Here is a 14,928-nt window from a genome sequence, read left to right on the forward strand (position 1 = left end):
CAACCAAGCACTTGCTAGGTTAGAGTCGATCGCATGAGCACTGCCGTGATCCCTCCAGCACTGGGTCCCGACGACCTCGGCCCCGACACCTCGCCCGTCGCCTACGAGACGGGCGGCCCGGACGGCGCCGTCGCCTACGTGACGTTGAACCGACCGGATTACCGGAACGCCCAGAACTCGGTGATGACGTACTCGCTCGACGCCGCGTTCCGCAAGGCCGTCGACGACTCCGCGGTGAAGGTGATCGTGCTGCGCGCCAACGGCAAACACTTCTCAGCGGGTCACGACATCGGTACGCCGGAACGCGATTTCGACACGTATTACCCGAATACGGCCACCCTGCATTGGGATCACACTCGCGGCGACGGACAGCCGTTGGACAGCAGTCAGCGTCTCGCCCGCGAGATCGAGGTGTACGTGGGCATGTGCCGCCGGTGGCGCGACATGCCCAAGCCGGTCATCGCCCAGGTGCACGGGGCGTGCATCGCCGGCGGCCTGATGCTGGCCTGGGCGGCCGACTTCATCGTCGCGTCGGACGACGCCTTCTTCTCCGATCCCGTTGCACGCATGGGAATCCCCGGAGTCGAGTACTTCGCGCACGCGTTCGTCCTCGGCGCTCGCCGGGCCAAGGAGATCCTGTTCACCGGGCAGCGGTTCACCGCTGCGGAGGCTCTCGACTGGGGCATGGTCAACCATGTCGTCCCCCGCGACGAGTTGGCGGCGAAGGTCGACGCGATCTGCGAGCAGATGGTCGCGATGCCGATGCAGGGGCTGTTCCTGAGCAAGAAGGCCGTCAACATCTGCGAGGACCAGATGGGGATGCGCAACGCGATGGACTCGGTGTTCGGCTGGCATCACTTCGCCCATGCAGCCAACGACGCCGACTCCGGCGACTCGCTCGGCGGCATGGACGCCAAGTCGATGAAGAACGCCGCCGAGAAGAACGACACCGAGAAGGGCACCGCCTGATGGACCTCCTCTTCGACGACGCCGCCCAGGAGTTCCGCGCCGAGGTGCGGTCGTGGTTGGCCGACAACGTTCCCGCGCAACCGCTTGGGTCGATGGACACCGCTGAGGGCTTCGAAGCTCATCGTCGCTGGGAGGCGACGATGGCCGAGGCCCGCATGTCCGTGGTGAGCTGGCCCGAAGAGTTCGGTGGGCGCGACGTGCCGTTGCTGCACTGGGTGATCTTCGAGGAGGAGTACTACCGGTCCGGCGCACCCGGTCGGGTGAGCCAGAACGGTATCTTCCTGCTGGCCCCAACACTTTTCGAGCACGCCAACCCCGATCAGCTCGCCCGGATCATGCCGCGCATGGCGCGTGCCGACGACATCTGGGGACAGGCGTGGAGCGAGCCGGAGTCGGGCTCCGATCTGGCATCGCTGCGGTCGACGGCCACCCGGACCGACGGCGGATGGCTGCTCAACGGCCAGAAGACGTGGAGTTCGCGGTCGAGTTTCGCCGATATGGGCTTCGGTCTGTTCCGGACCGACAAAGAGGCGAGCAAGCATCGTGGCATCACGTACTTCATGTTCGATCTGACAGCGCCCGGAGTCACCGTCCGGCCGATTCCGCAGCTCGACGGCGAGCCGGGCTTCGCCGAACTGTTCCTCGAGGACGTCTTCGTCCCCGACGATCCCGCCGACCCGGGGAACTCCGGGGTGATCGGCGCGGTGGACAACGGCTGGAAGGTCGCGATGAGCACGGCGGCCAACGAGCGCGGCCTGTCGCTGCGTTCGCCCGGCCGGTTCCTCGCCGCGACCGACCGCCTCGTCGCGCTGTGGAAGGAACACCGCGATGCGACGCCCACGTCGGACGAAGCGGTGGCCGACGCGTGGATCGGTTCGCGCGCCTACGAGTTGTCGACCTATCAGACGGTGAGCCGTCTCGCCGCGGGCGGACAGCTCGGCATGGAGTCGTCGATCAACAAGGTGTTCTGGTCGCAGTGGGACATCGCCACTCACGGAACGGCACTCGACCTCCTCGGGCCGGACGCCGAACTCGACACCGGCTGGATGGACGGTTACCTGTTCTCACTGTCGGGGCCGATCTACGCCGGTACCAACGAGATCCAACGCAATGTGATCGCTGAGCGACTGCTCGGCCTGCCCCGCGGAGACCGATAGACATGGAATTCCTTCTCAACGACATCCACACGGACCTCGCGCAGACGGTCGACGGCATCCTCGATCGTGCCGGCGGCGTCGCCGTCGCCCGAGCGTGGGCCGAGAACGGGGATCATTCCGCCGCGCTCGACGTCTACCGGCAGCTGGCAGAGGCCGGGATCACCGGACTACTTGTGCCCGACGAGATCGGCGGAAGCGGTGCAGGCGCCGTCGAGATGGTGGCGGCCGTCGAACGCCTCGGCTACGGCGTGCTGCCGGGTCCGGTCGCCGAGACGTTCGCCGTCGTGCCCGCTGTCCTGGGCGCGGGACCGCAGTTGGACGCTCTGCTCGGCGGAACTCCCGCGACGTGCGCACTCCCCCCGGTGTGCCCGCGAGCAACCAATCCCGACGTCGCGACGCCGTACCTGATCACCGACGACGGCGTGTTCGCCGCGACGCCCGGCGAGCTCCGCGCCTCGGTCGACCCGACCCGCCGCGTCGCCGAGCTGTCGTCCGACGAGCCGCCGATCGAGCCCAGTCCCCTGCTGATCGAGCGGAGTCGAGATCTCGGAGCCCTCGCCACGGCAGCCCAACTCATCGGACTCGGATCGGCGATGCTCGACCTGGCGGCCGACTACGCGAAGTCGCGTAAGCAGTTCGGTCGAGAGATCGGATCGTTCCAGGCGGTGAAGCATCATCTGGCCGACGTCGCGATCGCGATCGAGATGGCGCGTCCACTGGTACACGGCGCGGCCGTCGGGATCGACGGTCAGGCGCCGGACGGAACCGGCGTGGGCCGTGACGTCTCGGCGGCCAAGGTGGCGGCGGGTGACGCCGCGCATCTGGCGTACCGCCACAGCCTTCAGGTGCTGGGGGCGATCGGCTACACGGCCGAGCACGACTTGTCGTTGTACCTGACGAAGACCCGCGCGCTGCTGTCGGCGTGGGGAACGCCCGCCCACCATCGGGCCCGGATTCTGGAGACCCTGTGACCTCGTCCGTCAGCGCCGACGAGCGCGCCGCCCTCGCCGACTCGATCCACGACGTGCTGCGCAAACGATCGACTCCCGAGTCGGTTCGCGCGGCCATGCGCGGCAGCGGGCGTGTCGACCGTGACCTGTGGGGCACGCTGTGCACCGAGGTCGGGGTCGCGGCTCTCGCCGTGCCGGAGCGCTACGACGGCGCCGACGTGTCGTGGGCGGAGACCGCCCTCGCCGTCGAAGAGATCGGCGCGACGCTGTCACCTGTCCCGATGTTCTCCTCGGCGGTACTCGCGGTCGGCGCGCTGCTCGCGTCGGAGGACTCCGACGCCGCGCAGCGTCTTCTCCCCGGACTCGCTTCGGGCGAGAAGACCGGAGCGTTGTGCTGGGCCGGAGCGGCCGGCTGGGATGTGCCCGGGGTGCAAGCCGAAGCCGGTCTGCTGTCCGGGACCGCGGAGTATGTGATCGACGGCGAGTCGGCGGACGTGTTCCTGGTGCTCGCCGGAGCAGGCGACGGCGGTCTGATCACGCTGCACGAGGTGGACGCGTCCGCACCCGGCGTCACCGTGACCGCGCTGCCCGTACTCGATCCGACGCGAGCGTTGGCCAGGGTCTCGTTCGACGAGGTGTCTGCGACCGCGATCAGTTCGCCGCCCGACATCGCCGACCGGATCCGCACGCTCGCGTGGGCGATGCTGTCAGCCGAGCAGGTCGGCGGGGCGGCGCGAACGCTCACGCTCACCGTCGAGTACACGTCGGCGCGTCAACAGTTCGGCCGGACCCTCGCATCGTTTCAGGCGCTCAAGCACCGGATGGCCGACATGTTCGTGTCCGTGGAGGCCATGCGGTCGATGTCTGCGGCGGCCATCGCCGCCGTCGTCGACGGCCGCAGCGATGCCGCCGAACTCGCGGCGGCGGCCCACGTCCAGTGCTCCGAGGAGTACATGCGGGTGACGGGCGAGGCGATTCAACTCCACGGCGGAATCGGCATCACCTGGGAGCACGACGTCGGCCTGTACTTCAAGCGCGCGCAGGCGGACGCCCAGTTGTTCGGACAGCCGCACACGGCTCTGCAGTCGATGAGCCTCTAGCCGCACTCAGCCACTGCCCGTGACCGTCAGTCCGATCAGCGCCACGTTGAGGACGACGACGGCGACGACGGCGGCGACGGACGCCCAGCGCAGCCACGGGCCGTCGACGAACTGGCCCATCAGCGTGCGGTCGGACGTGTAGCGACGCAGCGGGATGATCGCGAACGGGATGCCGAAGCTCAGCACCACCTGCGACACGATCAGCGCGGTGGTCGGATCGATGCCTGCGGCGAGGATGATCAGCGCGGGGATCAGGGTCACCGCCCGTCGCACGATCATCGGGAACTGCTTGCGCAGCATGCCCGCCATGATCGCGCCACCGGCGTACGAGCCGACCGAGGTCGATGCGATACCGGAGGCCAGCAGTCCGACGGCGAACGCACCCGCGACGACGGGTCCCAGTGCGTCGCGGACCGCGGCGTGCGCCCCTTCGATGCTCTCGGTGCCCGGGTGTCCGTACAGGCTCGTCGCGGCGAGTACCAGCAGCGCGATGTTGACGATGCCCGCGAGCACGAGCGCGACCCACACGTCGACTTTGGTGGCGGACAACAGCTTCCGGATACGCTGCGGGGTGGTCGGCGCCCCGTGCCGGTCGACGACGAGCGACGAGTGCAGATAGATCGCATGCGGCATCACCGTCGCGCCGAGCATCGACGCGGCGAGCAGGACCGTCTCGGCTCCGTCCAGACGAGGGACCATCCCGCCGAGCACGCCGCCTGCGTCGGGCGGGCTGACGACGAGTCCGGCGAGGAACCCCACCACGATCACGGCGAGCAGTCCGACGATGATGGTCTCGAACTGTCGCTGCCTGCGACGGTTGGCCGTGGTCAGCAACGCGATCGAGATCACGCCGACGATCACGCCGCCGAGCGGCAACGGCAGCCCGAACAACAGATGCAGTGCGACGGCTCCGCCGATGACCTCCGCGATGTCGGTGGCGCCCGCGACGACCTCGGCCTGCGCCCAGAACGCGAGCCGCGACGTGCCGGGGAGACGGTCGCCGAGCGTCTGCGGCAGCGTCCGTCCGGTGACGACGCCGAGCTTGGCCGACTGGTACTGGACCATCACGGCGATCCCGTTCGCCACGACCAGCACCCACACCAGGAGGTACCCGTACTTGGCTCCCGCAGTGATGTTGGCGGCGACGTTGCCCGGATCGACGTATGCGATCGCGGCGACGAAAGCGGGACCGAGCAGGGCGCCTGCCCTCACATTCACGTACTTTCGCCTCATCCGCAACATTGGATAAGGGTAGCTAGTCCATCAAAGTTCGGTCAACCGAACTTTACTGAGGCGAGCGTCTCATTGTGCGACGAAAAGGGTCTCGACTCCGCTCGACCAACGAAAAGGGCTCGACCAACGAAAAGGGCTCGACCAACGAAAAGGGCTCGACCAGCGGGAAGGGCTCGACCAACGGGACAGCGATCAGGCGAAGGCGGCGCGCACCTGCTCGGCGGTGAGGCCGTAGTCCTCCAGCGAGTACTTGTGCGCGGGTTTGCGATCGCCCGACTTCGACTCGGCGTCCAACGCCGTCATCGCCGCGCGAGCCTCGTCGGACATAGCGGTACCGAGAGCGTCGTAGACGCGGCCGACGGCGGCGAACGGGTCGGCCCGCAGCTCGTCGAATCCGACGTCCACGAACTGGGCCGGATCGTATTTCGCGCGGGCCGCCGAGAACTCGCGGAGACCTCGCGACCACAGCTCGAGCTGTGTCCTACCGATCGTGGCGCCGGTGAACACCGTCGAATGACCTTCGGTCGCATGCTCGGCGAGACTACACATCGACGGGATGATCGTCTCCGGAGCGCGGTGGGTCTGCACGACGATCGCGTCCGGGTAGGCCGCCATCAACGCGTCCAGCGCGAACAGATGACTCGGGTTCTTGAGCACCCACCGTTTGCCCGGATCGTTGGACCCGATCAGCTGAAGATTCCGGCGATGCCGCTGGTACGCGGGTGTCCAGTCCTGTGTCTGCAACCAGTCCGAATACGTCGGCAGGTATGCGAGCGACTCGTACGAGATCGACATGAGCGACTGCCGCAGCAGCTGCCAGCACTCCTCCACTTCGCTCGCGCTCATGTAGTGCAGCCCCATGAACTCGGGATTCTCGACGTGATGCTGAGTCAGACCGGCGTCGATCTGTTGAAACACCGGATTGTCGGCCCACGTCTCACGCGGCGGACGCGGCTGCGGGAACTCCGCGAGCCACATCTGGAGCCCCTGGTGTGCCGGATCGGCAGCCAGCAGACGGTGCAACGCAGTGGTGCCGGTACGCGGGAGACCGGTGACGAAGACCGGCCGGTCGATGGCGACGTCCACGTAGCCCGGATTGTTCTTCCACCCGGCCTCGCTGAGCAGACGCGCGATCAACGCGCCCTTGAGGAAGAACCGGAACATCTTGCTGCCGACCTCGGTGAGGCCTGCGTCGGCTCGATAGGAGTCGAGCAGCACCTGGAGGCCCTCGAGGTAGTCCTGGTCGCCGAAGTCGTCGAGACCGACGGCCCGAGTCGCGGCGGCGTGCAGGTCGTCGACTGTGCCGACCGTGGTGCGCGGCTCAGACATGGTATTCACCGCAGTTGACGTCGAGGGTCTGCCCGGTGACGGCGTTCGCCATCGGCGACGCCAGGAACACGGCGGCGTCGGCGATCTCGTCCGGCTCCGGCAGCCGCTTGAGATCGCTCTTCGACGCCGTCTGCTCGTACACCTGCTCCGGCGTGATCCCGTACTTCTTCGCGACCTCGCCGAAGTACCATTTGAGCTGGTCGTCCCAGATGTATCCCGGTGCGACGCTGTTGATCCGGATGCCCTGGTCGCCGAGTTCGGTGGCGAGCGACTGCGACATCGCGAGCAGCGCCGACTTCGCCACCTTGTAGCTTCCGTACCGCGGCTCCGAATGACGGATCACCATCGAGTTGATGTTCACGATCGATCCCCGGTTGTCCGCGAGAGTCGACGTGAACGCTTTGATCACTCGCAGCGTGCCGAGCACGGTGAGCGACAAGCTGGCCTCGATCTGATCGAAGTCGGTGCGCGCCAACGGCTTCATCGACGGCATCGCGAACGCATTGTTGATCAGGACATCGGCGCGGCCGAACTCGTCGACGGTCTTCGCGACGAGGTTCTCCACTGCAGCGTCGTCGGTGATGTCGGTCGGCACGACGAGGACCTGCGCCCCGAGGTCGCGGACTTCGGCCGCCACGTCGTTCAGCCGCGACTCGGTACGCGCACCCAGCACGACCTTCGCGCCGTTCGCCGCGGCCCGCAGGCAGAGTGATCGGCCGAGGCCCGGGCCGACGCCCGATACGACGACGACCTTGTCGGTCAGAAGTGCCATGGTGCAGGTCCTCTCGGGGATGAGCGCTAGCCCAGCATGCGGTTGGCGAAGGCGCGCTGCCGCTCGGCGATCCGCGCGGACCAGCCTGCGGCGTCGATGCGGTTCTCGTCGTAGAACGGGAGATGGTCGGGGACGTCGGCGTCGTCGACGACGACGCACGTGGGGCCGAGTTCCGGTCCGACCGGCTCGTCGACGCGCTGCCACCGGAACTGCAGGATTCCGCGGCGACGCCCCGTCGTCTCCACCCAGTTGGCGACGCCGGGATCGTTGGCCGAGATCACCAGTCGGATCATTCCGTCCGGGTCGGTCTGCGCCTGCGCCGAGTTGAGCGAGGTCTGATGGTTGACGTAGTCGAGCGAGATGTACCAGAGGCTGCCCAGCTGGAAGCCCTGGTACGGCGCGTCCGAGCACGGAACCGTGACCACCATCGACGTCCCTGCGGGCAGATCGAAGTGGCCGACCGACGAGTACTGCGTCGCCAGCCCGCCCGGCGTCGTGCGGGGCGCGGTGAACGTGTTGACCGGCTCGTCGAGGTAGAACCACTTCGGGAAGTTGAACCACGTGTCGATGCGCGCCTTCAACATCGCCGCCGCTATCGCGTAGCGGCGTGCGGCCTTGGCCTCCGTCAACTCCGGCGGCGGCGTGCCCGCGGTGTCGACGCGTTCGATCGTCACCGAACCGCGCCGCTGAGTGGCCCAGTCCGAGTAGACCTCGCGCACCGCGAGCATCGACGCGCCCTCGCCGAGCAGGAAGTGCCCGGCGCCCGAGTCGGTTCCGTTCGGACCGAACGTGATCTCGAACGATCCGTCGTCGGCGATCTCTATCCGACGGTCGTCGAATGCGTCGTCTCCGCCGGGCACATTCGTCGGGGTGTAGTCGCCGCGCAACACCTGGAAGCTCAGGTCGGCCGTCGTCCCGCGCACACCGCGCACGATGTACGTGGCGTCGGCTTCGACGGCGGCGTGGTAGTAGATCGTGTCCGGGTTGTCCAACCCCATCTTCGCGTACGGCCCGGTGGACGTGACGAAGGTCGGATGGCTCTTGCTGTGCGTACGAGCCAGCTGCAGGATCGACGAGATCCCGCCAGCCAGATAGTCGAGTCCTTCCGCACGGTCCGCGTCGGTCTCGGCGAACTCGGCCGCCGCGATGCGTGCTTCCGCCTCGGCGATCGCATCGGTGAACGGCTTCGTCACCGGCGATTGCTGTGCGTCGTCCCCGGCTACAGCCATGTGTCCCCGCCGTTCCACGTGAGGAAGTTGTCGAGCTCCTCCTGGGCGGGCGTGACGCGCGGATGCTCGGTCGACAGGTAGCCGCCGCGGTAGAACAGCAGCGGCTTGTCCTGCAGTACCTCGCCGAGGACTTTCGCCCGGCCGATCACCACTTCGTGGTCGCCGCCGTCGTTGACGTTCTCGACCGTGCACTCCACCCAGGTGAGGCTGTTGCGGATCACCGGCATCCCCTCGGGCGACCGATCCCATTCGACGGATGCGAACTTGTCCTGTCCGGGCGCCCCGAACACCGCGCTGACCGCCTGCTGCTTATTCGACAGGACGTTCACGACGAACGAACCGCGTTCGGCGATGACCGGCCACGTCCGCGACGTCTTCATCGGGCAGAAGACCACCAGGGGCGGATCCAGCGACAGCGCAGCGAAGCTCTGACACGCGAACCCGACGGGCTCGTCGTCGGCGTTCATCGACGTGATGACGGTGATTCCGGTGCAGAACTGGCCCATCGCGGTCCGGAACTGCCTCGAGTCGAAGTCTTCGGTGCCGTACGGGGAGAGGGGAGCCACGTCGATCAGCCCTTCATTCCGATGGTGAAGTCGTGGCCCCACAGGCTGACGGCCGTCGATTCACGCGCGACCCAGTCGTCGTCGTCCACCGTGCGTCCCTCGCAACCGAACTCGACGTCGAATCCGCCAGGCGTCTTCATATAGAACGAGTACATGAGGTCGTTGACGTGCCTGCCGAGAGTCGCCGACATCGGCACCTTCTTGCGCAGCGCGCGGTCGTGAGCCAACCCGACGTCGTCGGTGTTCTCCACCTCGACCATGAGGTGGACGATGCCGGTGCTGTTGGGGATCGGCAGGAACGCCAGCGAATGATGGCGCGGGTTGCAGCCGAAGAAGCGCAGCCACGGCGGCTCGTCGCCCTCTTCGCGCCCGACCACCTGCGGAGGCAGACGCATCGAGTCCCGCAGTTTGAAGCCGAGGACGTCCCGATAGAACGTGAGCGCCTTCGCGTCGTCCGTCGTGGTCAGCACCACGTGGCCGAGGCCCTGCTCGCCGGTGACGAACGTGTGACCGTACGGGCTCACCACGCGTCGGTGCTGGAGCGCGACGCCCTGGAATGCTTCGAGCACGTTCCCGTCCGGGTCTGCGAACACGATGAGTTCGGCGACGGCACGGTCGGCGATCTCTTCGTCGGTGCCCTCGCGGAACTCGATGCCCGCGTCGGTCAGGCGATCGCGCACGTTCTGCAGCGCGGCGGCGTTGGTGCACTCCCACCCCGAGCACGCGAGATGGTCGCGGTCGGACGGGACGATCACCAGCCGTGCCGGGAAATCGTCCATCCGAAGGTAGAGAGCGCCGGGAATCGACCCCTTGCCCTCCACCATGCCGAGGACCTTCAGCCCGTACTGACGCCACGCATCCATGTCGGTCGCATCGATCCGCATGTAGCCCAGGGACCGGATGGGGCTCTGCTCGTCAAACATTCTCAATCCTCAAGAAGTAGAAGTGATCTGGAGACCCTGGCCTCACACCATGGTGTCGCCGATGGGGATGCCGAACTCCCCGTTGCCGTAGGCGACGTAGGCGCGCTCCGGATCGTTCGCCGCGTGGACGCGACCGGCGTGTGCGTCGCGCCAGAATCGCTGGATCGGCGTGCCGTTCTCGAGTGCGTGCGCACCGGAGTTCTCGAAGAGGCGATCGATGGCGGTGATCGCACGGCCGGTGGCGCGGACCTGGTCGCGGCGGGCGGCCAGACGCATCTCCATCGGCACCTCCTCGCCTGCGACGATCAGGTCGTACTCGTCCTGCAGGTTGCCCGACAGTTGACGCCATGCGGCGTCGATGTCGCTGCCCGCTTCGGCGATCCGGACCTTGGCGAACGGATCGTCCTTGGCCTTCTCGCCCGCGTACGCGGCGCGGACGCGCTTGCCCTGGTGTTCGACGTGCGCGGTGTACGCGCCGTACGCCATTCCGACGATGGGCGCCGAGATCGTCGACGGATGGATGGTGCCCCACGGCATCTTGTAGACCGGAGCGGTGTTCTTCTCCAGGCCCGGAGCCTGGCCCGTGCTCATGGCGCGGAAGCTCAGCATGCGGTGGGTCGGGACGAAGGCGTCCTTCACCTCGATGGTGTTCGACCCGGTACCGCGCAGCCCGACGACGTTCCACACGTCCTTGATCGTGTAGTCGCTGCGCGGGAGGAGGAAGCTGACGAAGTCGACGGGCTTGCCGCCCTTGAAGACCGGGCCACCGACGACCACCCAGTCAGCGATCTCGCAGCCGGACGACCAGGCCCACGAGCCGTTAACCGTGTAGCCGCCGTCGACCACTTCACCGGCGCCCATCGGCGCGTACGACGACGAGATGCGGACACTCGGGTCATCGCCCCAGACGTCTTCCTGCGCCTGCTGCGGGAACAATGCGAGATGCCAGTTGTGGATGCCGACGATGCCTGCGACCCAACCGGTGGACCCGCAGGCGGTCGCGATGCGGCGGACTGCTTCGTAATAGGTCACCGGGTCGGACTCGTAACCGCCCCACTGCGCAGGCTGCATGAGTTTGAAGAATCCGGTGGCGTCGAGCATCTCGGCGACCTCGTCGGGCACCCGGCGCGCGTCCTCGGTCGACTGCGCGCGTTGCTCCAACTCGGGCAGCAGCGCGTCGATCTTGTTCAGAACCTCCTGCGCGGCTTCGCTCCGCTGTGCTCCCATGGGCCACTCCTGTTCGCTCTTCATGTCGATCACTCCTGTCAATATTAGAACACGTTCTCATTCTGACTGGAACCTGTTCTACTATTGAGTCATACGAGTATCGCGCCAGCCCCGACGCGACCAGACACGAGCAGCAAACAGACATCGAGGAGGAACAGATGACTGACACCGACATCCGTGAGATCGACACCGGAACCCCGCCCACCCGCTTCGCACGAGGTTGGCACTGCATCGGCCTGGTGGCCGACTACACCGACGGCAAGCCGCACTCGTTGGAGATCTTCGGCACCAAGCTCGTCGTCTGGGCCGACAGCGAAGGCAACGTGAAGGCGCTCGACGCCTACTGCCGCCACATGGGCGCCGACCTGTCGCAGGGCAAGGTACGCGGCGACAACATCGCCTGCGCGTTCCACGGCTGGGAGTGGAACGGCAAGGGACGTTGCGCAGGCGTCCCCTACGCCAAGCGTCATCCGAAACTGGCCAAGACCCGCACCTGGCAGACGATGATCCGCAACGGACAGGTCTTCGTCTACAACGATCCGGAAGGCAATCCGCCGCCCGAGGACGTGGTCATCCCCGAGCTCACCGAGTACGGCGCCGACGGATGGACCGACTGGACCTGGAACCGTCTGGTGATCACCGGCTCCAACTGCCGCGAGATCATCGACAACGTCGTGGACATGGCGCACTTCTTCTACGTGCACTACGCCCTGCCCGACTACTTCAAGAACGTCTTCGAGGGCGAGACCGCGGCACAGTACATGAACAGCCGCGGCCGCCCCGACATCGCTCTGACGTCGGCGTACGGCGACAGCAAGCTGGAATCGATCGCTGCGTATTACGGTCCCTCGTACATGCTCAATCCGATGGTCCAGTACTACGGCGAGTTCGCTGTCGAGACCATCCTCACCAACTGCCACTACCCGATCGACTCGAACTCGTTCGTCCTGATGTTCGGCGTCATGGCGAAGGTCCCCGAGGGGCTGACCGACGCGCAGGGCACGAAGATGGCGAAGAAGATCAGCGCGGGCATCGAGGTCGGCTTCCTCCAGGACGTCGAGATCTGGAAGCACAAGACCCGCATCGACAACCCGCTCCTCGTCGAGGAGGACGGCGCCGTCTACCAGCTCCGACGCTGGTACGAGCAGTTCTACACCGATGTCGACGACGTGACCGACGAGATGACCGGCCGCTTCGAGTACGAGATCGACACCGAGAAGGCCCTGGAGAACTGGGACATCGAGGTGCAGGAGAACCTGCGGATCCAAGCCGAGGAGAAGGCTGCCGAAGAAGCGGCAGCCGATTCGGGCGCATCGGTCTGATGACCGAGCCAGGTGCGGCCGGCGCCGGCGGTTGGGCGAAGGCGCCCGACTACTCGGCCGATCCAGAACGCCTGTCGACGATCGCGGCGGCCACCGCCCGCGATCGTCGGCACTATCTCTCAGGCGGGATGACCGAGATCGAGTGCCGTACCTGCCACGCGTGCGTCATGGTCAAGAAGACCAGTCCGCACCACACCAGCGTCCAGTGGACCGACGACGCCCGCGCTCGATGCACCGAGATCTCGAAGATCCGCGCCGACGGCGGCAACCCGGCGATGCTTCCGTCGTGCCCGCGCATGTCGGCGAGCATCGAGCACGGTGTCGCCGAGGGCATCATCCCGCGCGAGTCCCCGACGAAGGATCCTGACGGGTACTGGTGAAGCGCTGCATCGCGCTCCTCACGAGTGGACACTGAAACCGACCACCATTCGTGAGGAGAGGTTTCAGCATGCCCGACTACACTGCGGCCGACGGCGCTCCGATCTGGTTCGATCTGGCCAGCTCCGACCCCGACCGCGCTGCCGCGTTCTACGGTGAACTGTTCGGTTGGGACGTGTCCGAGCCGAACGCCGAACTCGACGGCTACCGCAATTTCTCGGCCAACGGCCGATTGGTCGCCGGGCTGATCCAAGCACCGGGCGAGGGCGTCGCAGACGTCTGGTCGGTCTACTTCAAGGTGGCCGACGCAGCGGCCGAAGTCGAGAAGGCGCAGAGTGCAGGCGGCAGCGTGATCGTGCCCCCGATGCCGGTCGGCGACCTCGGGGTGACGGCACTCCTGACCGACCCTGCCGGGGCGGCGTACGGACTCTGGCAGGTGGGCTCCCATGCGGGATTCAGCGAGCGCGGGACGCATGGAACGCCGTACTGGTTCGACGAGATGACGATGGACTACGCCGCGTCGACCGACTATTACACCCGGACTCTGCACTGGGAGCTCGAGGAAGTCGGCACCGGCGGCGATCCGAATTCGACAGGCCCCGACCGCTATTCGGTGGTCACACCGCCGGGAGCAGCCGACAGCGCGGCGGGCATCATGTCTGCGGCCGGGATGTTCGGCGACGGCCATCCGTCGTTCTGGCAGGTCTACATCACCGTCGACGACGTCGCCGCGACCCTCGCGAAAGTGACCGCACTCGGCGGCGAAGTCCTGATGCCCGGCGAGGTGACCCCGTGGGGAACGCTCGCCTCGTTCAAGGACCCGATGGGCGCCGCGATCTGCCTGGGCCATCCGCCAGCCGGGATGTGACGACGTGGCGGCCGATTCACTGGGACCGGACTGGGCCAGGCACGGAGCGGGTTGGGCAGCGAACGACGCGGTCTTCGACCGGATCTTCGCTCCGGTCACCGACGCGATCCTGACGGCGGCGGACCTGACCGGAGCCGTGCTCGACATCGGCTGCGGCACCGGAACGCTCCTGGAACGAGCGAGCGACCTCGGAGCCTCGGCGGTCGGCGTGGACATCTCCGCGGACATGATCGACGCCGCGGCGCGCCGAGTCCCGCAGGCGAACGCGGTGGTCGCCGACGCACAGACCGCCGATCTGCGCGCACTCGCCGCCGGGGAGGGCTTCGACCGCATCGTCTCGCGGTTCGGAGTCATGTTCTTCCCCGACCCGGTCGCCGCGTTCACGAACATCCGCCGTTCGACGGCGCCAGGTGCATCGATGACTTTCATGTGCTGGCAGGACGGGCACCGCAACCCGATCTTCACGCTGGGAACCAGCACGCTGATCAAGGCTCTCGATCAGAAGCCTGCCCGGCCGGAGCCCGGCAGCCCGGGACCGGTGGCCTTCGCCGACCCGGACTACCTGCGCGGTGTCCTCACCGACGCAGGCTGGTCGAACACGAGGATCGACGACTTCTCGTTCCGTGCCGATTACTCGTCTGCGGACAGCGACGGAGTCGAAGAACGTCTCGCCGTCATTCTCGCGACCAGCACCGGACAGTCGGTCGAGGAGGCGGTCCGCGCGAAGCTCGGTGAGTCCGGCTGGTCAGACCTGCTCGACGGCGTACGCGAGAGTCTGCGCGCCGAACGAGCAGATGGCATCCTCACGCACGAGGGCCACTGCTGGCTGGTGTCGACGAGAGCCGGGACGTGACGACGATCGACCCGTAGCGTCAAAAACTTTTTCGACAACCGACCCATCTGCT

Annotated in this window: 15 protein-coding genes; 8 read left to right on the top strand and 7 right to left on the bottom strand. The window is 66.9% G+C overall.

What is annotated here, in order from left to right:
• Window positions 1-33 precede the first annotated feature (33 nt).
• From L5G32_RS01530 to L5G32_RS01545, 4 genes are read left to right on the top strand one after another with little or no spacing between them, the layout of a single operon-like run.
• Window positions 34-969, top strand: coding sequence for an enoyl-CoA hydratase (locus tag L5G32_RS01530; protein WP_237009243.1), 936 nt, complete (start codon window positions 34-36; stop codon window positions 967-969).
• Entirely contained in the window at window positions 969-2,126 is a 1,158-nt protein-coding gene (locus tag L5G32_RS01535) for an acyl-CoA dehydrogenase family protein (protein ID WP_237009244.1), read from the top strand. The genes L5G32_RS01530 and L5G32_RS01535 overlap by 1 nt, the downstream gene beginning before the upstream one ends.
• Window positions 2,127-2,128: 2 nt before the next feature.
• Window positions 2,129-3,097 (top strand): acyl-CoA dehydrogenase family protein, encoded by a 969-nt coding sequence (locus L5G32_RS01540; protein ID WP_237009245.1) that lies wholly within the window; start codon window positions 2,129-2,131, stop codon window positions 3,095-3,097.
• Window positions 3,094-4,176: an acyl-CoA dehydrogenase family protein gene (locus tag L5G32_RS01545; RefSeq protein WP_237009246.1), complete on the top strand. Its 1,083-nt coding sequence runs from the start codon at window positions 3,094-3,096 to the stop codon at window positions 4,174-4,176. Before L5G32_RS01540 ends, L5G32_RS01545 begins: the two co-directional genes overlap by 4 nt.
• Window positions 4,177-4,182: 6 nt before the next feature.
• Here L5G32_RS01545 and L5G32_RS01550 read toward each other — a convergent pair whose 3' ends face one another.
• The 7 genes from L5G32_RS01550 to hsaA form a co-directional block, all read right to left on the bottom strand.
• Complete coding sequence (locus L5G32_RS01550) at window positions 4,183-5,418, bottom strand: Nramp family divalent metal transporter (protein WP_372491601.1); 1,236 nt, start codon at window positions 5,416-5,418, stop codon at window positions 4,183-4,185.
• 183 nt (window positions 5,419-5,601) lie between these two features.
• Window positions 5,602-6,738, bottom strand: a complete 1,137-nt coding sequence (locus tag L5G32_RS01555) for a sulfotransferase family protein (protein ID WP_237009248.1) — start codon at window positions 6,736-6,738, stop codon at window positions 5,602-5,604.
• Window positions 6,731-7,510 carry an SDR family oxidoreductase gene (locus tag L5G32_RS01560; protein ID WP_237009249.1) on the bottom strand — a complete coding sequence of 260 codons (780 nt, stop codon included), beginning with the start codon at window positions 7,508-7,510 and terminating at the stop codon, window positions 6,731-6,733. The genes L5G32_RS01555 and L5G32_RS01560 overlap by 8 nt, the downstream gene beginning before the upstream one ends.
• Window positions 7,511-7,536: 26 nt before the next feature.
• Complete coding sequence (locus tag L5G32_RS01565) at window positions 7,537-8,739, bottom strand: hypothetical protein (protein WP_237009250.1); 1,203 nt, start codon at window positions 8,737-8,739, stop codon at window positions 7,537-7,539.
• Window positions 8,730-9,245, bottom strand: coding sequence for a 3-hydroxy-9,10-secoandrosta-1,3,5(10)-triene-9,17-dione monooxygenase reductase subunit (gene hsaB, locus L5G32_RS01570; protein ID WP_237009616.1), 516 nt, complete (start codon window positions 9,243-9,245; stop codon window positions 8,730-8,732). Before hsaB ends, L5G32_RS01565 begins: the two co-directional genes overlap by 10 nt.
• Before the next feature lie 65 nt (window positions 9,246-9,310).
• Window positions 9,311-10,228 carry an iron-dependent extradiol dioxygenase HsaC gene (hsaC, locus tag L5G32_RS01575; protein WP_237009251.1) on the bottom strand — a complete coding sequence of 306 codons (918 nt, stop codon included), beginning with the start codon at window positions 10,226-10,228 and terminating at the stop codon, window positions 9,311-9,313.
• A gap of 42 nt (window positions 10,229-10,270) precedes the next feature.
• The gene (hsaA, locus tag L5G32_RS01580; protein ID WP_237009617.1) at window positions 10,271-11,455 is read right to left on the bottom strand and encodes a 3-hydroxy-9,10-secoandrosta-1,3,5(10)-triene-9,17-dione monooxygenase oxygenase subunit; all 1,185 of its coding nucleotides are present in this window, start codon (window positions 11,453-11,455) and stop codon (window positions 10,271-10,273) included.
• A gap of 158 nt (window positions 11,456-11,613) precedes the next feature.
• On the opposite strand from hsaA, the gene L5G32_RS01585 reads away from it, so the two are divergent.
• The 4 genes from L5G32_RS01585 to L5G32_RS01600 all read left to right on the top strand — a co-directional run bounded on the left by L5G32_RS01585 (window position 11,614) and on the right by L5G32_RS01600 (window position 14,876).
• A complete protein-coding gene (locus tag L5G32_RS01585) occupies window positions 11,614-12,777 on the top strand; it encodes a 3-ketosteroid-9-alpha-monooxygenase, oxygenase component (protein WP_237009252.1) in 1,164 nt (387 codons plus the stop codon).
• Window positions 12,777-13,157, top strand: coding sequence for a hypothetical protein (locus tag L5G32_RS01590; RefSeq protein WP_237009253.1), 381 nt, complete (start codon window positions 12,777-12,779; stop codon window positions 13,155-13,157). Before L5G32_RS01585 ends, L5G32_RS01590 begins: the two co-directional genes overlap by 1 nt.
• A 68-nt stretch (window positions 13,158-13,225) precedes the next feature.
• Entirely contained in the window at window positions 13,226-14,023 is a 798-nt protein-coding gene (locus L5G32_RS01595; RefSeq protein WP_237009254.1) for a VOC family protein, read from the top strand.
• 4 nt (window positions 14,024-14,027) lie between these two features.
• Complete coding sequence (locus L5G32_RS01600) at window positions 14,028-14,876, top strand: class I SAM-dependent methyltransferase (protein WP_237009255.1); 849 nt, start codon at window positions 14,028-14,030, stop codon at window positions 14,874-14,876.
• Window positions 14,877-14,928: the final 52 nt, after the last annotated feature.

This window comes from Gordonia zhenghanii, assembly GCF_021738965.1.
Taxonomy (GTDB): Bacteria; Actinomycetota; Actinomycetes; order Mycobacteriales; family Mycobacteriaceae; genus Gordonia; species Gordonia zhenghanii.

Coding starts and splice junctions, on each gene's coding strand:
- L5G32_RS01530 (WP_237009243.1), top strand. CDS start 34: ATGAGCACTGCCGTGATCCCTCCAGCACTGGGTCCCGACGACCTCGGC.
- L5G32_RS01535 (WP_237009244.1), top strand. CDS start 969: ATGGACCTCCTCTTCGACGACGCCGCCCAGGAGTTCCGCGCCGAGGTG.
- L5G32_RS01540 (WP_237009245.1), top strand. CDS start 2,129: ATGGAATTCCTTCTCAACGACATCCACACGGACCTCGCGCAGACGGTC.
- L5G32_RS01550 (WP_372491601.1), bottom strand. CDS start 5,418: ATGTTGCGGATGAGGCGAAAGTACGTGAATGTGAGGGCAGGCGCCCTG.
- L5G32_RS01555 (WP_237009248.1), bottom strand. CDS start 6,738: ATGTCTGAGCCGCGCACCACGGTCGGCACAGTCGACGACCTGCACGCC.
- L5G32_RS01560 (WP_237009249.1), bottom strand. CDS start 7,510: ATGGCACTTCTGACCGACAAGGTCGTCGTCGTATCGGGCGTCGGCCCG.
- L5G32_RS01565 (WP_237009250.1), bottom strand. CDS start 8,739: ATGGCTGTAGCCGGGGACGACGCACAGCAATCGCCGGTGACGAAGCCG.
- hsaB (WP_237009616.1), bottom strand. CDS start 9,245: ATGGGCCAGTTCTGCACCGGAATCACCGTCATCACGTCGATGAACGCC.
- hsaC (WP_237009251.1), bottom strand. CDS start 10,228: ATGTTTGACGAGCAGAGCCCCATCCGGTCCCTGGGCTACATGCGGATC.
- hsaA (WP_237009617.1), bottom strand. CDS start 11,455: ATGGGAGCACAGCGGAGCGAAGCCGCGCAGGAGGTTCTGAACAAGATC.
- L5G32_RS01585 (WP_237009252.1), top strand. CDS start 11,614: ATGACTGACACCGACATCCGTGAGATCGACACCGGAACCCCGCCCACC.
- L5G32_RS01590 (WP_237009253.1), top strand. CDS start 12,777: ATGACCGAGCCAGGTGCGGCCGGCGCCGGCGGTTGGGCGAAGGCGCCC.
- L5G32_RS01595 (WP_237009254.1), top strand. CDS start 13,226: ATGCCCGACTACACTGCGGCCGACGGCGCTCCGATCTGGTTCGATCTG.